The sequence below is a fragment of the Olivibacter domesticus genome, assembly GCF_900109575.1.
In the GTDB taxonomy this organism is placed as follows: domain Bacteria; phylum Bacteroidota; class Bacteroidia; order Sphingobacteriales; family Sphingobacteriaceae; genus Olivibacter; species Olivibacter domesticus.
In genome coordinates this window covers 1,280,303-1,300,490 of sequence record NZ_FOAF01000001.1, presented here as the reverse complement: position 1 = coordinate 1,300,490, position 20,188 = coordinate 1,280,303, and the positions used below count along the sequence as shown (strand labels likewise).

19 protein-coding genes are annotated in these 20,188 nt (G+C 39.0%); 14 read left to right on the top strand and 5 right to left on the bottom strand.

Annotated features, from left to right (window positions below; genetic code table 11):
• Positions 1–12: 12 nt before the first annotated feature.
• The gene (fdhA, locus tag BMY50_RS05555) at positions 13–1,200 is read left to right on the top strand and encodes a formaldehyde dehydrogenase, glutathione-independent (RefSeq protein ID WP_093319905.1); all 1,188 of its coding nucleotides are present in this window, start codon (positions 13–15) and stop codon (positions 1,198–1,200) included.
• Here the strand turns inward: fdhA and BMY50_RS05550 are convergent, their stop codons facing one another.
• Both BMY50_RS05550 and BMY50_RS05540 read right to left on the bottom strand, forming a co-directional pair.
• Positions 1,201–1,404, bottom strand: a complete 204-nt coding sequence (locus BMY50_RS05550) for an ORF6N domain-containing protein (RefSeq protein WP_093319901.1) — start codon at positions 1,402–1,404, stop codon at positions 1,201–1,203.
• Positions 1,405–1,910: 506 nt separating this feature from the next.
• Entirely contained in the window at positions 1,911–2,414 is a 504-nt protein-coding gene (locus BMY50_RS05540; protein ID WP_093319894.1) for an O-acetyl-ADP-ribose deacetylase, read from the bottom strand.
• A 790-nt stretch (positions 2,415–3,204) separates the two neighbouring features.
• Between BMY50_RS05540 and BMY50_RS05530 the strand changes: the two genes are divergently transcribed.
• The 6 genes from BMY50_RS05530 to BMY50_RS05500 all read left to right on the top strand — a co-directional run bounded on the left by BMY50_RS05530 (position 3,205) and on the right by BMY50_RS05500 (position 9,668).
• Positions 3,205–5,385, top strand: a complete 2,181-nt coding sequence (locus BMY50_RS05530; RefSeq protein ID WP_093319888.1) for a TonB-dependent receptor — start codon at positions 3,205–3,207, stop codon at positions 5,383–5,385.
• Between the two features lie 226 nt (positions 5,386–5,611).
• Positions 5,612–6,601, top strand: a complete 990-nt coding sequence (locus BMY50_RS05525; protein ID WP_093319885.1) for an MBL fold metallo-hydrolase — start codon at positions 5,612–5,614, stop codon at positions 6,599–6,601.
• 148 nt (positions 6,602–6,749) lie between these two features.
• A complete protein-coding gene (locus BMY50_RS05520) occupies positions 6,750–7,544 on the top strand; it encodes an NIPSNAP family protein (protein ID WP_093319882.1) in 795 nt (264 codons plus the stop codon).
• 156 nt (positions 7,545–7,700) lie between these two features.
• The gene (locus BMY50_RS05515) at positions 7,701–7,934 is read left to right on the top strand and encodes a hypothetical protein (RefSeq protein WP_162276489.1); all 234 of its coding nucleotides are present in this window, start codon (positions 7,701–7,703) and stop codon (positions 7,932–7,934) included.
• 627 nt (positions 7,935–8,561) lie between these two features.
• Positions 8,562–9,443, top strand: coding sequence for an Rpn family recombination-promoting nuclease/putative transposase (locus BMY50_RS05505; RefSeq protein ID WP_093319873.1), 882 nt, complete (start codon positions 8,562–8,564; stop codon positions 9,441–9,443).
• Positions 9,444–9,455: 12 nt separating this feature from the next.
• The gene (locus tag BMY50_RS05500) at positions 9,456–9,668 is read left to right on the top strand and encodes a hypothetical protein (RefSeq protein ID WP_093319870.1); all 213 of its coding nucleotides are present in this window, start codon (positions 9,456–9,458) and stop codon (positions 9,666–9,668) included.
• A 78-nt stretch (positions 9,669–9,746) separates the two neighbouring features.
• Here BMY50_RS05500 and BMY50_RS05495 read toward each other — a convergent pair whose 3' ends face one another.
• The gene (locus BMY50_RS05495) at positions 9,747–12,146 is read right to left on the bottom strand and encodes an ABC transporter permease (protein WP_093319862.1); all 2,400 of its coding nucleotides are present in this window, start codon (positions 12,144–12,146) and stop codon (positions 9,747–9,749) included.
• Positions 12,147–12,622: 476 nt separating this feature from the next.
• On the opposite strand from BMY50_RS05495, the gene BMY50_RS05490 reads away from it, so the two are divergent.
• Positions 12,623–13,192, top strand: coding sequence for a hypothetical protein (locus tag BMY50_RS05490; RefSeq protein WP_093319857.1), 570 nt, complete (start codon positions 12,623–12,625; stop codon positions 13,190–13,192).
• A gap of 6 nt (positions 13,193–13,198) precedes the next feature.
• On the opposite strand, the gene BMY50_RS28100 is transcribed toward BMY50_RS05490, so the two are convergent.
• Positions 13,199–13,366, bottom strand: a complete 168-nt coding sequence (locus tag BMY50_RS28100) for a hypothetical protein (RefSeq protein ID WP_162276539.1) — start codon at positions 13,364–13,366, stop codon at positions 13,199–13,201.
• Positions 13,367–13,557: 191 nt separating this feature from the next.
• Between BMY50_RS28100 and BMY50_RS05485 the strand changes: the two genes are divergently transcribed.
• The 5 genes from BMY50_RS05485 to BMY50_RS05470 all read left to right on the top strand — a co-directional run bounded on the left by BMY50_RS05485 (position 13,558) and on the right by BMY50_RS05470 (position 17,663).
• A complete protein-coding gene (locus BMY50_RS05485; RefSeq protein WP_093319853.1) occupies positions 13,558–14,562 on the top strand; it encodes a PDDEXK nuclease domain-containing protein in 1,005 nt (334 codons plus the stop codon).
• A gap of 405 nt (positions 14,563–14,967) precedes the next feature.
• Positions 14,968–15,438 (top strand): hypothetical protein, encoded by a 471-nt coding sequence (locus tag BMY50_RS05480; protein ID WP_093319848.1) that lies wholly within the window; start codon positions 14,968–14,970, stop codon positions 15,436–15,438.
• A 146-nt stretch (positions 15,439–15,584) separates the two neighbouring features.
• Positions 15,585–15,731 carry an RtcB family protein gene (locus BMY50_RS27910; protein ID WP_238383667.1) on the top strand — a complete coding sequence of 49 codons (147 nt, stop codon included), beginning with the start codon at positions 15,585–15,587 and terminating at the stop codon, positions 15,729–15,731.
• 101 nt (positions 15,732–15,832) lie between these two features.
• Complete coding sequence (locus BMY50_RS05475; RefSeq protein WP_093319843.1) at positions 15,833–16,615, top strand: nucleotidyltransferase domain-containing protein; 783 nt, start codon at positions 15,833–15,835, stop codon at positions 16,613–16,615.
• Entirely contained in the window at positions 16,605–17,663 is a 1,059-nt protein-coding gene (locus BMY50_RS05470; RefSeq protein ID WP_093319838.1) for a nucleotidyltransferase domain-containing protein, read from the top strand. The genes BMY50_RS05475 and BMY50_RS05470 overlap by 11 nt, the downstream gene beginning before the upstream one ends.
• 282 nt (positions 17,664–17,945) lie before the next feature.
• On the opposite strand, the gene BMY50_RS05465 is transcribed toward BMY50_RS05470, so the two are convergent.
• Positions 17,946–18,542 carry an ORF6N domain-containing protein gene (locus tag BMY50_RS05465; RefSeq protein ID WP_093319834.1) on the bottom strand — a complete coding sequence of 199 codons (597 nt, stop codon included), beginning with the start codon at positions 18,540–18,542 and terminating at the stop codon, positions 17,946–17,948.
• A gap of 372 nt (positions 18,543–18,914) precedes the next feature.
• Between BMY50_RS05465 and BMY50_RS05460 the strand changes: the two genes are divergently transcribed.
• A complete protein-coding gene (locus tag BMY50_RS05460) occupies positions 18,915–20,174 on the top strand; it encodes a hypothetical protein (RefSeq protein ID WP_093319829.1) in 1,260 nt (419 codons plus the stop codon).
• The last annotated feature ends 14 nt before the right edge of the window (positions 20,175–20,188 follow it).

The following is a 20,188-nucleotide window of genomic DNA, read 5'->3' as shown; positions in this document are numbered from 1 at the left end:
AAATCTAATTTTATGTGTCAGAACCATGGGGTAGCTTACATTAAACCGGGAGTGGTGGAAGTAAGAGAAATAGAATATCCGAAACTTGCACTGGGTAACCGTAAGTGTGAGCACGGCGTAATACTGAAAATAGTATCCACCAATATATGCGGCAGCGACCAGCATATGGTCCGCGGACGGACAACCGCCCCGGAAGGGCTTATACTTGGCCATGAAATTACCGGGCTTGTAATCGAAGCCGGACGGGATGTCGAGTTCATTAAGGTCGGCGATCTGGTTTCGGTCCCTTTTAATATTGCATGTGGCCGTTGCCGCAATTGTAAGGCAGGCCAGACAGGCATTTGCCTGAATGTGAATCCGTCCCGTCCCGGCGCAGCCTATGGTTATGTAGATATGGGCGGATGGGTTGGCGGGCAGGCAGAGTATGTCATGGTTCCATATGCAGATTTCAACCTATTGAAATTTCCGGACAGCGACCAGGCTATGGCAAAAATCAAAGATCTGACTTTGCTGTCTGATATATTCCCTACCGGTTTCCATGGCGCGGTAACAGCCGGCGTGGGACCGGGAAGCATTGTTTATATTGCTGGTGCTGGTCCGGTGGGACTTGCCTGTGCCGCTTCCTGCCATTTGCTCGGAGCGGCTCTGGTAATCGTCGGGGATATGATCGACGAAAGGCTCATGCAGGCTAAAAGTTTTGGCTGTGAGGTGATAGACCTGAAAAAAGACGCAACACTGGCCGAGCAGATCGAAGCGATTGTTGGCGTGCCCGAAGTAGATTGCGCCGTTGACTGTGTAGGCTTTGAGGCCAAAGGCCATGGCCATGATAGTGGACACGAACAACCGGCTACCGTACTCAACTCCATCATGGAAGTCACCCGTGCCGGTGGACAACTGGGTATTCCTGGTCTGTATGTGACCGGTGATCCTGGTGCTGTTGACGAGGCCGCTAAAAAAGGGAGTCTCAGTATCCGGATCGGATTGGGCTGGGCCAAGTCGCATTCTATTCATACCGGCCAATGCCCGGTCATGAAATACCACCGACAGCTGATGAACGCTATCCTCTACGATAAAATAAAGATTGCACAAGCAGTCAATGTTGAAGTGATTTCCTTACAGGATTCGGTGAGAGGATATAGTGATTTCGACAAAGGTGCTGCAAAGAAATTCGTAATCGATCCACATGGAATGATCGTTTAGCTATAACCTCGTATTATTGGGTAGATAGGCTCTACCACCTCGCCCAATGTTTGAGGTCGCAATTTGCGACCTCAAACATTGCCATTCACTTTCGTTCAATTGAAACATGAAATCTTCCGGAAAGCGGTTTATATTGCCTTTGACTTGTTCGTTTAAGCGTTTTGTTGTTACTCCATGAAGTTCTGTTAAATCGCTATCTAGCATTAATTCTGTTCTCGAATGAGATATGTTTTACTGATGACCACTTCATCGGATATCACAGATGTACTATTTTCGGTTTTGTCAACTTGTCTTATTAATTAGTATAGAGCCATTAATGTATCTTTGACTGCTAAGCTTATTGAATAGGCGTACCACTAAAACCAATACCTATTCATTTCGTCTAAGAATTTATTATCTTCAATAGGATATTCAGAACTCAAAACAGCATCTATGCCACATTTCGGACAGATCGCTGTTTCGCCGTTAATGTCATTAATCCACTCATTAATCTCAGATGGTAGATACCTCTGTTGACAATAAAAGCATCCACATAATTTGCTGCCCAATATTTCAGATTTGTGAGATGAGCTGCCTTTGTGTGAAATTTTTAAAAAATTGATGTCATAACTCTCTTCCATTTATTTCTTCAAATAGTTGCTTGTTTTCCGTTTAATTACCGCCTCACCTCATCAATGTTTTTTCCAAATAACCATAACCCGCATTAAAAGCTACATCAGCTCTTTATAAATCCTATAATTTTCATCATCAAAGCATACAAAAGTTACTTCTATCTCGGCATTATTGGCGCTGAGAAATTCTTTGACGGTATTAACGGCGATTTCGGCAGCTCGATCTTTGGGAAATCGGTAGATACCCGTGCTGATGTTAGGAAATGCGATGGATGAGAGTTTATGCTCAAGTGCCAATGCTAGGCTGCTACGGTAAGCAGAGGCAAGCAATGTTTCTTCATTGTTCTTGCCTCCGTTCCACACAGGGCCTACGGTATGGATCACGAATTTCGCCGGAAGATTACCAGCTGTAGTGATGACAGCATCACCGACCTTACAACCGCCTTGTTTTGCACGTATGCGCTTACATTCTTCGAGTATTGCCGGGCCACCTGCCCGATGTATCGCTCCATCCACGCCTCCACCACCAAGTAGGGAAGTATTGGCTGCATTTACAACAGCATCCACTTCAAGCTTTGTGATATCACCTTTTATAAGTTTCATAAATGTTGGCTGTTATTTTCTTTTATATAGATGTACCCTGAAATCCAAATTCTTTAGGCTATCCATCGAATCGATCAGGGTTCTCTTCATTAATGGCGTTGGTTCCATTTAATCTTATTCAGATACAGGGCTAACTTTACAGTTTCGAAAACCTTTTCTTACTGAAAAATTTAATAATGTATCTCGGGAGTGGGAGAATGCTAAGTATTGTGACAACGAGGCCAATTATAAATGCTACCATCTTTCTATTGCTATATTTGATTCTATAAACATTCCAAGCCTATTTTTGTTTCGCTTCGCACCAGAGCGGTAGTTGGATTGGCCTACATATATAAAATAAATCCACATTCATATCAAAATCATTTAAGATTTGATCTTCAACCTGGAATCCCTATTTTTACAGGGTGAAATTCGTAGCATTATTCCTGGCCCTCATTGTAGTTGCTCTTTCCATCACACCTTGCTGTGCGTTGGAAGGTTCTGATTCAGCTCTTGAGAAAACAATCCAAAAGGAAAAACACGAATGCGACGAGCAACAGGATGATTGCTCCCGAGATTGTTCTCCATTTTACGTATGCGGAACTTGCATTGGATTCACATTTACCACCCAGTCGGTAGTTACCTTTGCCAAGCCGATCAAACCTGTAAAGCATAATACCGCCTACATACCAGTCGAACTACCTCTTATAGCCCTTTCCATCTGGCAGCCGCCTAAGTTTTGATAAGTTCGCACATTCCACACTGTCCTCAATGGGCTTATTTATCGAAATCAGTATTACAAAATCAAATCATGAAAAGACCAATTGTGCTTTTGGCTACGCTATTGTTTACGGCCGCTGCCTATGCCCAGCATATATACAAATCGATCATCAAAGATGCAAAAACAAATCAGGCCCTGTCTGGAGTGACCGTAAAAGTCCTGGGTACGGCCCTCGGATCTATATCTGACAATACCGGTTCGGTAACACTTACCGGAATAACTTCAGGCCAGCAGATGATACAATACAGCTATATAGGCTTTCAAACTAAAACTGACACTTTAACCTTTCCAATGGCCGAAACCGAGCCGGTTACCGTTTTACTGCAAACAGCCGAAGAGGACGAAGAACTGGAAGAAGTAATAATTTCCGCTACCCGGAGCAGCCGTACTATCGACAATATCCCTACCCGTGTGGAGGTGATCTCTGGCGAGGAGCTGGATGAAAAAGGAAATATGAAGCCAGGCGACATCCGAATGCTGCTGGCCGAAAGCACCGGTATACAAACGCAGCAAACTTCCGCTACCAGTGGTAACTCCGCCATACGTATTCAAGGACTGGATGGAAAATATACGCAGCTTATCCGTGATGGTTTTCCGTTGTATTCCGGCTTCTCGGGTGGTTTGGGCTTATTGCAGATCGCTCCGCTGGATCTACAACAGGTTGAAGTGATCAAAGGATCGTCATCAACGCTTTATGGTGGAGGTGCCATTGCCGGACTTGTGAACCTGGTTTCCAAAAAACCTACAGAAGAACGTCAGCTCAATTTTCTGCTGAACGGGACCTCGGCACTAGGGTTAGATGCAAGCGGCTTTTATGCGCAAAAATTTGATAAAATAGGCATCACGATTTATGGGGCCTACAACAAAGGAACGGCTTATGATCCTTCTGATATTGGCTTAACGGCTATACCTAAGTTTAACCGCTTTACCTTAAACCCTAAGTTATATTTTTATTTCAATGAGGCGACCACCTTGTCTGCTGGAATCAATGCCACCACAGAAAAGCGGATCGGGGGTGACTTGGAATACGTTAAAGGAAATAGCAGTGCAAGTCACACTTATTTCGAAGAAAACAAAACCGGACGCTACAGCTCGCAGATCGAACTGGATCATAAAATAGATGAAAACCAGACGCTGACGCTGCGCAATTCCGTAAGCTATTACGACCGCAGTATCGGTCTGCCAAACTATCTTTTTTCCGGAGTACAGGTGTCTACTTATAGTGAAGCCAATTATAGGCGGAATGGGGAAAAAGCGGACTGGGTATTGGGTCTCAATTTTCTGACGGACAATTTTAAGGAAGACCAGAATAGCGCCACCGTCTTAAGAAACTATCATTACAATACCATTGGTGCCTTTGTTCAGAACACCTGGAATTTATCTGAAAAATTTAGTATTGAATCAGGCATACGCGGAGATTATCACAATGAGTATGGGTTCTTTTTTTTACCGAAAATCTCTGGTTTGTGGAAGATCAACGAACATGTTTCAACCCGCTTAGGTGGCGGACTGGGTTATAAGGCACCTACTGTATTTACAGAAGATGCAGAGCGTATTCAGTTCAGGAATGTATTACCCATTGACGTAGCTAATACAAAAGCGGAGCGTTCTTACGGAGCTAATTACGATGTCAATTACCGCACTTCGCTTTTTGAGGGTAACCTAGGGTTCAGTATCAACCATATGTTTTTTTATACCCGTATCAACCATCCAATCCTGTTAGCCGCTGCAACCGGAGGTAACCTCACGTATCTACAACCAGACGGCAATCTGGATACCAAGGGAATGGAGACCAACGCCAAGATCACCTATGGTGACTTTAAGCTGTTCATCGGCTATACCCTGGCCGATGTGAATCAGCACACAGGAAATACCAGCATCCCTTATCCACTTGTTTCCAAGCACCGTTTGAACAATGTGCTGATGTATGAAATAGAAGATGAGTGGAAAATTGGCCTGGAAGCCTATTATTTCAGCAAACAAAAGCTCAATGATGGCGCTACGGGCAAAAGTTACTGGACTACCGGGTTCATGGCAGAAAAGCTATGGGAGCACTTTTCAATCTTCATAAACTTTGAGAATTTCAGCGATACCCGGCAGACCAAATTTGACAGCATTTATACGGGAAGCATTACCAACCCTGTATTCAGGGATATTTATGCCCCAGTTGACGGTTTTGTCATAAACGGAGGTATAAAAATCAAGCTATAAATGTTTACCCTCCACATTCCTTCTTCATAAAGCCTTTTTCCAATGACATTTACAACAGGAATTTTCGTTATGTAAGCTGTTAGTAAATCAAAAGCATGTAGTCATGCATTATATAAACTGCAGAATTATTTCATCCATTTGTAATCTAATGAAGAATTTCAAAAAAATAGTTAAGCGCTAATGAGGTTTTCAATTGATAACTAGAATAACTTTTTAAATTAGCCCCATGGGATTGAATACATTTAATAAAGATCTGAAATTTGTAAAATCCAATTGGACAGGCAACAAATTAAACAGTAAAGGGTTATATACAAACTTATATGGCGATGATATAAAAAATTTTGGCGATGTATGGCGATGGATGAGAGGAGCCAAGCCACTTGCAAATCTGAAAAAAAATCAGCAATCTCCATTGCATTGGGAGACTATCGAAGCAATCAATGATAAAAGTCAACATGCAATTATTCCTATCGGTCACGCTTCCTTTATTATCGATACAAATAGCTTAAGGTTATTGATTGATCCGGTGGTTGCGCCAAACAGGTTTATGAAACGATACACAAAAGTGCCTTTTCACATTCCTGAATTGACAAATGTAGATTACCTTCTATTATCTCATAATCACCGTGACCATATCGATAAAAGTAGTGTGATCCAAATATGTAAACATAATCCTAATGCCATCATTTTAACCGGTTTAGAAATTGGTAGAATCTTAAAGGGTTGGGGTATAAAAAACCAAATCCAAGAAGCAGGATGGTACCAACAATTCAAGACAGCAGATAATCTGGCGATTGACTATTTGCCCAGCCAACATTGGTCAAGACGATGGCTTAATGATACAAATATACAACTTTGGGGTTCATTTATGATACAAGACAAATTAACCAACACGACAATCTATTTTGCTGGCGACAGTGGTTATGGACAACATTTTAGCGACATCGGAAATGACTATTCAATTGATATCGCTATGATAGGTATCGGTGCTTATGAACCACGGTGGTTTATGAGTTCTGCACACACCGGACCATCAGATGCGTTAAAAGCATTTCAAGACCTAAAAGCAAAACATTGGATGCCGATGCACTATGGAACATTTGATTTAAGCGACGAACCAATCTACTATCCTGAAAAAATACTAAGAGAACAGCACCCCGAAGCATTAGAACAAATCAAGTGGATGGATATTGGAAAAAGAATTCATCTACAATAGATAAAGACGGGAATTTCAGTATCTTATGACAAGATTTGGTTACTAAATAAGAAACACCCAATTTTTAATAACTTGGTGGATTGAAACTTGCAAATAGATGCAATTGTTATCCTTGTAAAATATTATCTCTGTTAAACTGACATCTAACATGAAAAGACGTGTTTTTGTAAAGACATCAATCATAAGCAGTGCTGCTGCCGCAATACTACCGCAGATTGGATTTGCTCAACTTAAACCTAACAATAAGACACACATGTATTATGAACTTAGAACCTATATATTAAAGGATGCTAACCAGCAGCGCCTGGTGGAAGGCTATCTTGAAAAAGCAGCAATTCCTGCATTGAACAGACAGGGCATTGCAAACATCGGTGTATTTACCGAACTTAAGCCTTCGGGACAATCAATATTGATTGTGCTAATTCCTTATCAATCACTACACGAGTTTGAAACGATAAATAATAGGCTTGAACAAGATAAACTTTATATTACAGAAGGTGCTGCCTATCTGAATGCTCCAGCAACAAAACCGGCATATGAGCGTATAAAAAGTTCCTTACTTAAAGCCTTTAAAAATATGCCTGGCATAGAGCTCCCGCCGAAAGATAAACGTATTTTCGAACTGCGTAGATATGAGCATGCGAGTGAGGCGGCAGGAACAAAGAAACGTGAGATGTTCAATGACGTAGGGGAGATTGACATTTTCAAACGGCTAGGTTTTAAGCCGGTTTTCTTTGGAGAAACGATCATAGGAGAGGCCCGACCGAACCTTATTTATATGGTCACCTTCGATGATATGGCCGCGCACCACCAGCACTGGAAATCTTTTAGTGCTGATCCTGAATGGAAGAAAATCAGTGCGATTCCGGAATATGCAGACTCAAAGCTTGTATCTAAGATAACATCCACATTTCTTCAGCCTGCGGAGTATTCACAGATCTAGCGCTTTCTGCCATCATTGACAATATTTTTATTGACGGAAAAAAGGCTATCATTGCAGGAGAATTTTCAACAAAAATGCTTCAAACCGGCAAAGTATTTTAATCAGTTGCGAGTGTTAGTACAATTGCGTAATTTAGAGAATCAATTGGATATAGCTATGGAAACGATAACAAAATTTTTTAAAGAAGAACGGGATCCACTGTTCCGTAGAGGTGAAGCTAAGGGTGAAGCAAGAGGGAAAGCTGAAGGAGAGGCAAAGAAAAACTATGAATTTGTCAGTAATCTGATTTTGGAGACAAAGTTCAGCGATGCTAAGATCGCTCAGCTCGCTATTGTTTCTGAAGACTTCGTTCAAAAAGTACGTGCCGATCTAGCTAAAAAGAAGAAATAAACGATTATATATTAATAGATATAGTAAAGCCGTTTTTCCGATAGGAGAGATGGCTTTTATTTTTTATACAGGTGGCTCATTTTATCAAAGGCATGGAAGATGGCGCTTATGCGTCAGATTTCATTATTAACACGATAATTGGTTTATAATCATTGATCAACTTCACTATCTGTATCCAATCGCCATTGTCAGTCAGCGCTAATATAATAAAATCAGGGGATATATCGTTTTATCCTGTCATATCTGTTTTGGCTATCCCTTTTATCGTATTTCTACCTTTTAGTAAATATATGCCAAAATGGAGCAAGAGTATGACTAACCAGATAAAGGTTCCAGTTTTAAAGCTTTCAAAATTTTCATGGACTCCGGCAAGATTCAATTTAAACCACAGAAGTGAAATAAAACTAAAAATGATGAATGTATAGAGATGAAATCGGAAGGTGAGGGAAGCAATCGGTAATGATTGATTTGCTTTTTTGCCAAAATACCATCCCGTACTAAACATGCAAACAAAGTACAAAGCAGCCAATATCCAGGTCAATACATAGAAAAAAAGTGTTTTTTGCTAAAAATATTAGTCAATAAATAATTTTTTATTATCTTTACTTAAACCAAAATCTATTTTTTATGACCAACACAACCTACCCACAGGCTGGAAAATTTATTGACCCGTTAAGTGACTGGGGTTTCCGTCATTACTTCGGAAGTGAACCCAATAAGGAAATTCTCATTGAATTCCTAAATGACCTGTTCGAGGGTGAAAAATACATTGAAGGTCTGGAATATGGGCCAACAGAACATGACGGTGATGATGGAGACGATAAGCGTGTAATATTTGATCTGCACTGTAAGGGAAAGAACGGAGAATTCTTTATTATAGAGATGCAACGTATCAGGCAGGAATATTTTAAAGACAGGGCATTATATTATACATCACGTCTTATCCAAAGGCAGCTGCCAAAAGGAAAGGTGTTCAATAATTATCAACTACCGGAAGTATACCTCATTGCTGTACTGGAGTTTCAGATGGATGAACGTGAAAAAGAACAATATTTTCATGATATAGCATTAGCTGATAAATCTACCGGTGAAATTTTTTACAAAAAATTGGGTTTTAAATTCATGGAGTTACCTAACTTTGCTAAAAATGGGACTCAGCTGGAGAGTGAGCGAGATAAATGGTTCTACCTCCTCAAGCACATGAGCAATATGGACAAGATACCGAAGTTTTTGGATAAGCGAGTTTTTAAGCTTATCTTTAAGATAGGAGAGGTATCTAAATTAAAAAAGGAGGAACGTATGGCGTACGAATCAAGTTTAAAAGCCAAATGGGATACCCAGAATGCTTTTGATTATGCAATAAAGAAAGCGCAAGAAGAGGAGCGCTCTAAAGCAGAAGCCGAGAAGCGTAAAATTGCCTTAGAACTTAAAAAGCTAGGTGTTTCTATTGAAGATATTTCCAAAGCCACAGGTTTTTCTAAAGAAGAAATAGAATCGTTTAAAGTATAAAAGGAGGAACGTATGGCGTACGAATCAAGTTTAAAAGCCAAATGGGATACCCAGAATGCCTTTGATTCGGTAAGAAGGGAAGCAACGGAAAAGAAAAGCTATGAAGTTGTTAGTAATCTGATTTTGGAGACAAAGTTCAGCGATGCTAAGATCGCTCAGCTCGCTATCGTTTCTATAGATTTCGTTCAAAAAGTCCGTACAGATTTGGCTAAGAAAAAGAATTAAAAGATATCCAATAATAGATAAACAAGCCGTCTCTTTCAAAAGAGATGGCTTTTATTTTTTATACAGGTGGCTCATCTCTCATTCATCCCTCAAACTTGTTACAGGTTTTATAATAGCAGCTCTTATTGAGTGGAAAGATATGGTTATAAAAGCGATAACGATAGCTAAGGCTCCGCCCAACGCAAATATCCACCATTCAACGTCAATATGGTAAGCAAAATTCGACAGCCAGGTATTCATCGCAAACCAGACGATCGGTGTGGATATAAAAAGTGCAATAAACACCGGTTTGAGAAAGTCAGCAGATAAAAGTTTTACAATCGTCGTAATACTTGCACCTAAAACTTTCCGGATACCAATCTCCTTTTGCCGCTGAAGCGCACTATATGCCGTAAGTGCAAGTAAGCCTAAACAGGAAATAAAAATGGCAAACATGGTAAAGCTCAGGAACAACTTACCGAATTGTACCTCGGCCTTATATTGTTGATCTACATATTCATCCGCAAAGAAATAATTAAAAGGTCGATTGGGAATGGTTTGCTTCCATCTATCTTCAATTGTTTTCATCGTAGCCGATAAATCATTCCCTTGAAGCTTTATGGAAATGTAATTGGAAAAATTTCCTTTTCCGAGCGCCATACTCAAAGGTTTGATATCTTGACGCAGCGACTGAAAATTAAAGTTTTTCACTACTCCTATAATCTGACCAACTTTTCCTTTCGTGTTAAATTTAAACTTTTTACCGATAACATCATCGTTATTCGTGTATCCCAAATTATGTACAGCAGCTTCATTTATCAGGATCCGGGTAGTTGTATCATCGCCGAAGTCTTTCGAGAAATTCCTACCGGCCATTATGCTCATTCCATATTGCGAGATGAATTCATAGTCAATAACATATTGATCAATGGTGCCAGCCTGCATATCGCCATTACTATTTTCCAACTCTGTATAGAACATATTACTAATAGCACCAGGTATGCTGTTTGACTGTGATGCCCCTTTAACCGCAGGAATATCTGAAAGTGCTGTTTTAAACGCTTCCTGTTGTGTATCAAAGCGCGTTTCTACAACTAACGTTTGCTTCTTATCAAAACCCAACGATTTATTCCGCATAAAATGCAGCTGATTGTAAACAATCATCGTAATTGTGATGAGCGCAATGGAGATGGTGAATTGAGCAACAACAAGCGTTTTACGAAGCCGAATTCCATTGGAGGATGATATATACCGACCTTTTAGCGCGCCGGCAGGCTTGAAACTGGATAATACAATAGCGGGATATAAACCTGCCAGTAAGCCAACTGAAAACGCAACAGCTAATAGCAACACAAGGTGGTTAGAATGTTCGAAAACGGTATGAGCGATTTCTTTTCCCGCTAGTGCGTTAAATGCCGGCAGAAACAGCTGTCCTAAGAGCAAGCTAACAAGATAGGCAGAAACGCTAACAATCAGGCCCTCTGCGAGGAATTGCATGATCAATTGTGCTCTATGCGCTCCGGCGACTTTCCTGATACCAACTTCTTTTGATCGCTCAACTGCCTTTGCCGTAGTGAGGTTAATAAAGTTAATGGCCGCTATCAGTAAAATAAAAAATGCGATGATGGAGAATATATAAACATTATTTTGGTTTCCCGTTTGAAAATTATCATGGCTTATCCGATCTGACCTTAAATAGATATCTTTTAGGGGTTCCAAATGTAGTGTAAAGGACATGTTGCTTTCTTTAAGTTCTTGTGGAACTCTTTGTTTCAAGAAACCAGGTAGTTTATTAGCAAGCTGATCGACATCAGTTCCTCTTTTTAGCAGAAGGAACGACACGTTCGTGAAATTCGCCCACATATCATTTACCGGAAACTTGAATATTTTACCGTACGTACCTATAGAAACGAACAGGTCTGCCTGAAAGCTGGAGGCAAGTGGCATATCTGCCATAACACCCGTTACTTTTATAGGCTTGGCATCTTGCATAATATGTAATGTTTTTCCAATAGGATCTTCCTCTCCAAAGTATTTCTTTGCTGTAGAGGCTGATAAGACAACACTGAAAGGATCTTTTAAGGCGGTGTTTGCATCCCCTTTTATCAACGGCAGATCAAATACAGAAAAAAGAGAAGAATCTGCATAGAATGTTCGAGATTCCTGGTATTTATTATTGTCTTTGAGTACTAACAGACTGGTTGGAGATAAACGCATGAAATCTTCTATTTCAGGCATATCCTGAGCCAGCTGATAAGCCATTGCTGAAGCAGAATAGCTTTCCCGAAGTGTTTCTTTCGGAAGTTTTATATCTGCCGACAAACGATAAATTCTATCAACATTGCTATTGAATTTGTCATAGCTCAATTCAAACCTGATGTAAGTATAAATAAGTAGGCATGCTGCCATACCAATTGCCAAACCTATTATATTAATCAGCGTAAAGGATTTATTCTTCCAAAGATTTCTCCATGAAATTTTAAAAAGTGTCTTTATCATAATCTTGCGCGTTGATATTGATAAAGGAAAGTCAAAAAACTTGCCATAAGCGATATGTTGCGTATCCGGATCACAGGGTAACTATCGATCCAATAAAACTGTTCGAATCCGAACACTAAACGTCCGTTTTCGTTCATAACCGTGATAGTACGTCAATCCAGACATCAACAACACCAAATCAGAAAACCTCTACATATGAATAAAATTATTAGCACCAAATAATGGTCCTTTACATATTTTAAGAGTTGCAAGTATTTGACGCTTTATGCTTTCATGAAAGGTAAAGGCAAGTTATTAAGTTGCCTGCACTATTCCTAGCTTTTATTCCGTTTGATAGCTGAAAGAAGAAGCTGATTGAAAAGCCACATTGTCTTGATGTAATCAACACATGGAACGAATGCCATTTCTGTTTAAAATGTATTACATTTGTTTTAACAGGCATTACTTTTATAAACACTAAGATAACCCCCATCACAATGACTGGCAAAATCGATAAAGCACTAATTTGGGATTATCTAATCTTAGTTTTCAGGGTATGGTTAGCATTTAACTTGCTTAAATATGGTTGGTCTAAGCTAACAAATGGCCAGTTTGGAGTAACAGAAGCCACTATGAATCAACCATTGAAAGAAATTGATTTGATGAGAGTTTCATGGTACTTGGCCGCCCACGAACCATTTAAATCATTTATTGGCGTCTCTCAAATATTAACTGCGGGGTTACTCATTTATAATCGTACGGCTATTATTGGCGCATTTGTATCTATTCCTATCTGGTTGAACATCTTAATGTGGGACATGACCTTCATGGGATTATATACTTCGTTTACGATAAGAATCCCATTTTATTTGCTATTGACGTTACTTATTATATGGCATTATAAAAATAAAGTACTAATTGCCTTGGAAGTGCTTCCCAAGGGAACACCTAAATTCAAATTTCCAATATGGGCGTATCTACTACTGATCCCATCGGGGTTTATTCTTGAGTTAATTGGTGCCATCCCGATAGCTATCAAGTATTATATCGAACAAATTTATAAGTGAGATCACTTAACGCTCATATTTATATATGATGGGATCAATGCGTAAACCAGAATATCTTAGGTTGGTTAAAACGCTTGCCGGATTCATCCCAGAAGCAACACCCGTATTTTTATATCGCGCATGCTTAGAAACCTTATTGTGTTCGGTACCGAAGAGGTACAAAAAGCCTATCATAAAATTTTAAAAGAGTGTATATGTACTGTTACCAATAGCTTTATAGAAGAAAGCGTTTTACCTAATTATATAAATTTCCCCATTTATAATCAGAAACTACACAAAAATTACTGTCTTAGACTAGTCAACAATCTAAACAAAACCTTATAAAACTAGTGTTTCAACAAAATTGACATCCTAGATCTAAAAATATGCTTGTAAATCAATCCATTATAGCTGATCTAAAAGCTATAATCTCCCAATCAAAAGAGAAGGCTGTTCGTGCTGTTGATCACGAGCGTACACTCATGTACTGGCATATCGGGAAACGTATTTTTCAAGAAGAGCAGTTAGAAAAAGAGAGAGCGGAATATGGTAAATATCTTACTGAATATATTGCGAAAGAGTTAGAGCCCGAATATGGTAGTGGTTTTTCGAAAAGGCAGATAGAGCTCTTCAGACAATTTTTTCGTACGTTTCCAATTGCGAACATACTGTATTCGCAATTGAGTTGGAGTCAGTATAAATTGTTGCTGCGCTTAGACACGGATGATCAAAGGCAATTCTATATTGCTGAGAGGATTAAAAATAACTGGACCGTGCGCCAGCTGGAAAGACAGATTTACAGCAGCCTATACGAACGTCTTTTGATGAGTAATGACAAGGAAAGCGTTATAGCGGTAGCCAAAAATGAAAAACTACCTTCCGACTCGAAGGAAATTATTAAAGATCCTATGTTTTTAGAGTTTCTTGGTTTGAAAAGGGAAATCTCTTTTTATGAAAAGGACTTAGAAAGTGCAATTATTACGCACCTTCAGGAGTTTTTACTTGAGCTGGGTAATGGATTTTCATTTGTGGCGAGGCAAAAGAGAATACATATTGAGGGAGATGAATTTTTCGCTGATCTAATATTTTATAATCGCTTACTACAGTGCTTTGTCATCATAGAAATAAAAACCACTAAGTTGACACACCAAGATATAGGACAGTTGCAGATGTATGTCAATTATTATGATCGTATTGAAAAACTACCGCACGAAAATTCGACGATTGGGGTATTGCTTTGTGCAAATAAGAACGATGCTGTTGTGAAATTTACATTGCCTGAAGGGCAAAAGCAAATTGTTGCAAGTCAATACAAACTTTATTTGCCAACCGAACAACAGTTATTGGATGAGGTAAATAAAGAGCTAGTGAGCTTTGAGGGGAAAGAATGAGAATAATTGAACATACTACTCACTACTACCTCAGGTAGATTATTTTAGTAAAGAAACTATTAAACGATGAAAATTAAGATAGGGAAGTGAAGGTGTTTCTCATATTTTCTCAAATACTTGCGAAATACTGATTACTTTATTACATTAGTACTGTCAAACTAAAACATTTAAACTAACAAAAAAATCAACAGTTAAATTATTACCAGACCCTAAACCAGTCTAATCCATTTTAGGATAATCGATACCTGTATGAATAGAATCATTACCGCCATCACTATCGGAGGCAGGGTTAAAACACAGACAAATTAGCTGATGTCAGCTTGCTTTTGTTTGGTTCATTTCCTCTTTTTTCGTAAAAGCTAAACTATAAAATATTTGTACACTACAACCTTAACCTCAAAACTTATGTTAATCTCAAAACTAACTTCTAAACTTATCCTTTTTGTGTTTTTATTTTTTGTGTCCTCTTGTGCTGTTAAATATAAATTAGGAAAAAACGACATTAAGTATGACGATGATGTAACTATTGGGATATACAAAATGGTCGAGCAGGGAGGACAAAGTGGATGGATACGTTCTTTAGTTCCGGCAAGAGGGCACAAGTTTATTGCTACCTATATTAGTGCAAACAACTCAGGACAGACAGAGAAAATCATCAATTTGGAGGATTTTTACCTTATAGATACTGTAAAGAAAGAAAAATATCCGCTAGTATCAGCATATCTTACTAGTAAAGTTGTCTTTGCAGCAAAATCGAGATTAAAACTTTCGGAAAATGAAATCGCCAAACGCATGCTATTGTTTAGCTACCCTAAGAAGGCTAAACCATCATTCATCGTTTTTGAAGATAAGTTATATCCCATCAGATACAATTGATTTCGGCCCATGATACAGCAATTATACCGGTAAAATGGTGGTATGGGGATTTGTCTGACAGAATGAATGTGGAATGCATACTGAAAGGAATGCTAGAAAGGTAATTGTGCTGCCGTCAATGTTTTATTGATAAACGTATTACATTAATGGGGAGCGATATAGACGATTCACCAATGGCATACAAAAATATCCACACGGTGATGGCCGCGCAAAATGATCTTGTTGAAGTGTTAGCGAAATTTGAGCCGAGGATAGTCAGGATGGCCGATGCGAAGGAAAAACCAGAGGATTAAATTCGTAAAACAGAAAAAATCCAGAAAAATCGAACACGCCAACTTTTTACTAAATATAAATTAATCTATATTTTTTAACTTGCAGGCACTGATAACATGTAATGATAGAAATAGATCAAACTGTAAGACAAAATATTTTTGAAAAGCTTGAAGAGATAGAAGCAAATAACAATATTAAGATCCTGTTTGCCTGTGAATCAGGGAGTCGTGGCTGGCAGTTTCCATCACCCGATAGTGATTATGATGTGCGTTTTATTTATCTAAAACCCATGAAATATTACCTGTCTATTGCCGAGCAGACTGATCAACTCGATTTTCCTATAAACGAGGAACTGGATATTAACGGATGGGATCTGCGAAAGGTTCTGCAACTTTTATATAAGTCTAACAGCACACCGTTTGAGTGGCTTCAGTCGCCAATAATATATAGGGAGGAAGAGCGTTTCCCACAGCGTTTAGTCAATCTTGGGACTAGCTATTTTTCCCGGCGTACCCAAACCCATCACTATCTGGGCATTTCAAAAGGGGCTTTAGATACTGCGGTAAATGGAAGAGAGATCCGTATTAAAAAGCTTTTTTATGTTTTAAGACCACTTTTGGCTGCCCTGTGGTGTGTGGAAAAAAACAGCGTTCCGCCCATGATGATCAATCCGCTTTTAACATTAATGCCTACAGAACTGAAAGACCTTACAGAGGAATTAATCGCTTTAAAGCTAACCAAAGAGGAGTCGTACGTAATAGAAATTCCAACATCGTTACAGAGCTATATAATAGATACTTATCGCTATTGTGAAGACGCTTCCAAGGGATTTGAAAAAAAGAGGTTTGATTATGGCCCGCTTGACGAATTTTTTGTCAACCAATTGGATCAGTATGAATATTAAAGAGCTTAAGAATAGAAATCTAATTCTTTTTGAATGCATAAGTGGGAGCAAAGCTTATGGATTGGATACGGCCGCATCAGATACCGATATTAAAGGGGTGTTTTATCTTCCAAAGGAACAGTTTTTTGGTTTAGAATACATTCCTCAAGTAAGTAATGAAACGAACGATGAGGTGTATTATGAGTTAGGCAGGTTTGTTGACCTACTTATTAAGAATAATCCAAATATCCTCGAATTGCTGGCTACTCCAGCATCGTGCATCTTACATAAACACCCTATAATTGAACGACTGCGGTTGGATCAATTCCTATCAAAACAATGTAAGGATACCTTTGGTGGTTATGCCATAACACAAATTAAAAAAGCCAGCGGATTGAATAAAAAAATTATGAACCCGATGGAGAGGGGTCGTAAGAGCGTTATCGACTTCTGTTACATTGTAGAAGGGGCACTAAGTAAGCCGTTAACAACATGGCTCATCGAGCAGAAACTGATACAGAATCGATGTGGTCTGGTTAATATTGCACACGCCAAGGGCCTTTATGCACTTTATTATGACCAGGAAGGTATCTTAGCGTACAAAGGTATTGTTTCATATGACGATGCAAACGAGGTAAGCTTGTCGTCCATTCCCAAAGGCGAACTCCCGGTGACCTATCTATTCCTTAACAAAGAAAGCTATTCTTCCTACTGTAAGTCCTATAAAGAATATTGGGACTGGGTTGATAAAAGAAACGAAGTACGGTACCAAAGCAATCGTGAACACGGAAAGCCATATGATGCGAAAAATATGATGCATACTATCCGTCTTTTAGAGCAAGCAGCAGAAATACTAACGTTGGGAAGATTAAACGTAGAAAGACCTAACCGTGAAGAATTATTAAAGATTAAAGCAGGTTATTACGATTACGATGAGTTGATGAAGAAAGCAGACGACTTAATACATCAAATAGAACAAGCATATAAAGTCAGCTCTTTGCCAGTAGATGTCGACGCTGTAAAAGCAGAGAGGCTTTTGGTATCTATGCGAGAAGATCTGTATCGATAGGTTAATTCCATAAGCCATCACCAACTAGTGAGTATCTTGATGATCTCAAGCGATCATACTAGCAGTTCGTTTTTCAAGTGGATCTGTTATTCTTTGGATGATGCTTTATATTGACTAACAATTTCATTGATCACAATATCCGGGCTGTCCAAAAAAATGTAATGCCCAGAATTTTTAGCAAACACATACATTCTATTGTCTATATCGTGTATTCGTAGAAACCCTCCCTATCATGTTTCGATGCCGAAGAAGTACAAAAAAACCTATACGGCATTCAAGTGTTTAATTCTGATTTTCTTTTCCTAGTACATATCCAATCCTTTTTCTTTCTGATTGGGTTGCTGCCATGGTGTTCTTTTTATCGGCCAATTCATCTAGATATTGAAATACCAGCTCTATATTTTTATCCTGATTGTCTTGCCTTTTTGTTTGCTTTGTTATCTCATTTTTAATATGTTCTATTTCGAGATAAAGCTCAGTGTGACTGGAAAGCTTTTCTCTCATCTTTATAAAAACATCGATGATGCGAATGCTCATTGAGATTGCTCTTTCGCTTTTTAAAACGTTAGATAGCATCAGCAAGCCGTGTTCGGTGAAAGCGAAAGGTAAATATTTGGAATAAGCACCTTGTTCTAAGATCGCATTTTGCGATCTTAGAATTTCTTGATATTCTTCTCGGGAGAGTTCAAACATGAAATGAGGCGGAAAACGAACCAAGTTTCTGCGTACCTGCTCCTTCAACCTTCTCGTTTCCACCCCATAAAGTTCTGCTAAATCGCTATCCAGCATTACTTTCTGTTCTCGAATGAGATATATTTTACTGATAACTACCTCGTCGGGTATCATAGATGGGTTATTTTCGGTCTCGGATTTTGCCATTATTTCGGTTTAGTCGTTACTATAACTGCAGTAGCAGCCACTGCTAAGTTTATGGTTATTGATTTGTTAAATCAAAAATACTAAAAAAATTAGAATATCAAAACAAACGATGTCAGCTTTTAAGATATCAGGACATGGAGATGTTTTAGATACGGTCATATTATTGATGCCGTTAATGGGATCTACACTTTCTCGTGCGTCTACCATTCCGCCATCCTGTCGTATTATTGCAAACTTTAAATATATTTCGTCAAGGATAGACTGTAGTTCGTGTAGTGAAAAAGGGTATCTGTGTAATTAATTTTTCTGAGTGGGGTTAAATTATATTTTAGCGCCGTTCTTAAAAATAGATTGAGTACAGATTATAATTTTATGAAAAACGAAATTACTTTGAGATTACGGCAACTATTGACCATATTTGTCTTGCTCGCGTTCAGTATCACTTCCTGTCAAAAAGAAGAAACCATTAGCCCAGAGGCCACAGATGAAACATCTTTAAATCCTTTGGTTGAAAGTGCCATCGAATGGTACAGCCAACACAGTAAGAATGCAAAAGATGGAAAGGCTAAAGATTTTGCTTTAAGTGATTACCAACCAGATTGGGAGACAGCAGCAATCAGTAAAAACTCAAAAGGTGTTCCAATTGTAAACGTGAAGCTAGTAAACCGGGACGAGTATTATGCTGATTCCCGTTTTATGGAGCTAAGTATAGCAGTAGGTCAATCAGGTCAGCGCGAGGCCTTAATAAAGGAGTTCTTGACAAATCCTTATGAAAGTGACGCAAAAATGAATCTTTACACGGGCAATGGAGATTTCATCATCTCTGGAGAATACAATAATAGTGTTAGCCAATTACAAAAGCTTTCCACAATGAGCGCCAATACAAGCTGTAGCACCAACCCTGATCAGGGCACGACAGGATCTCCCGGTAGCGGCGGTAACCCAGGTCCCTGTAACGATGATGGTTCAGATCCTCAACCAGGAGGGTGGTTGGAAGAGGTTACAATTACAGATCCCTTTCCTGGAGGGCCTGATCCCCATGGACCTGGAATTCCTAGCCCTGTAACGAACCCAGGAACGCCAATACCGGTTCAACCCGGTACTCCAGGTGGAAGTGCTCCACCGACAAAGACAGAACTGGGAGCGAACAGATTTGTAATGAAGGACATTGATCAATCAAAATATCCTAGATTTACAACTATGGTAAAAGAACTAAAATCTTTTGTGCAAAATGACAAAAAAGTAATGGAGGCACTTGTTAAGTGGTCTGGATTCACAGAAGCAGAAATCTTAAGCAAGATCGAGTTCGGAAAAGGCCCTGAGATTGTCATTAAAGATTTGGGCAGCAGTTCTGAATATGGTTATTTTAAAGGGTCTGAAAACCCAAACGTGGTAAACATTAACGCAAGTTGGGTAAGGGGGCTTGAAGCAGCTAATCTTACAAGTACACAACAAGCAACAGCTTTTCTACTGGGTGTTACGCTACTCCACGAATTCGTTCATCAGGCCCGGTTTGCAAATAATCTTGATCGCAATTACGAATATGGTTTAGGCTTTGAAAATTCATCTTTTGGCATTATTATAAATAAAGACAATGCGAGCCAATATTCCTATAGAATGTACCAAAAATAGATGATTATTATTTT

Coding starts and splice junctions, on each gene's coding strand:
- fdhA (WP_093319905.1), top strand. CDS start 13: ATGTGTCAGAACCATGGGGTAGCTTACATTAAACCGGGAGTGGTGGAA.
- BMY50_RS05550 (WP_093319901.1), bottom strand. CDS start 1,404: ATGCTAGATAGCGATTTAACAGAACTTCATGGAGTAACAACAAAACGC.
- BMY50_RS05540 (WP_093319894.1), bottom strand. CDS start 2,414: ATGAAACTTATAAAAGGTGATATCACAAAGCTTGAAGTGGATGCTGTT.
- BMY50_RS05530 (WP_093319888.1), top strand. CDS start 3,205: ATGAAAAGACCAATTGTGCTTTTGGCTACGCTATTGTTTACGGCCGCT.
- BMY50_RS05525 (WP_093319885.1), top strand. CDS start 5,612: ATGGGATTGAATACATTTAATAAAGATCTGAAATTTGTAAAATCCAAT.
- BMY50_RS05520 (WP_093319882.1), top strand. CDS start 6,750: ATGAAAAGACGTGTTTTTGTAAAGACATCAATCATAAGCAGTGCTGCT.
- BMY50_RS05515 (WP_162276489.1), top strand. CDS start 7,701: ATGGAAACGATAACAAAATTTTTTAAAGAAGAACGGGATCCACTGTTC.
- BMY50_RS05505 (WP_093319873.1), top strand. CDS start 8,562: ATGACCAACACAACCTACCCACAGGCTGGAAAATTTATTGACCCGTTA.
- BMY50_RS05500 (WP_093319870.1), top strand. CDS start 9,456: ATGGCGTACGAATCAAGTTTAAAAGCCAAATGGGATACCCAGAATGCC.
- BMY50_RS05495 (WP_093319862.1), bottom strand. CDS start 12,146: ATGATAAAGACACTTTTTAAAATTTCATGGAGAAATCTTTGGAAGAAT.
- BMY50_RS05490 (WP_093319857.1), top strand. CDS start 12,623: ATGACTGGCAAAATCGATAAAGCACTAATTTGGGATTATCTAATCTTA.
- BMY50_RS28100 (WP_162276539.1), bottom strand. CDS start 13,366: ATGATAGGCTTTTTGTACCTCTTCGGTACCGAACACAATAAGGTTTCT.
- BMY50_RS05485 (WP_093319853.1), top strand. CDS start 13,558: ATGCTTGTAAATCAATCCATTATAGCTGATCTAAAAGCTATAATCTCC.
- BMY50_RS05480 (WP_093319848.1), top strand. CDS start 14,968: ATGTTAATCTCAAAACTAACTTCTAAACTTATCCTTTTTGTGTTTTTA.
- BMY50_RS27910 (WP_238383667.1), top strand. CDS start 15,585: ATGGGGAGCGATATAGACGATTCACCAATGGCATACAAAAATATCCAC.
- BMY50_RS05475 (WP_093319843.1), top strand. CDS start 15,833: ATGATAGAAATAGATCAAACTGTAAGACAAAATATTTTTGAAAAGCTT.
- BMY50_RS05470 (WP_093319838.1), top strand. CDS start 16,605: ATGAATATTAAAGAGCTTAAGAATAGAAATCTAATTCTTTTTGAATGC.
- BMY50_RS05465 (WP_093319834.1), bottom strand. CDS start 18,542: ATGGCAAAATCCGAGACCGAAAATAACCCATCTATGATACCCGACGAG.
- BMY50_RS05460 (WP_093319829.1), top strand. CDS start 18,915: ATGAAAAACGAAATTACTTTGAGATTACGGCAACTATTGACCATATTT.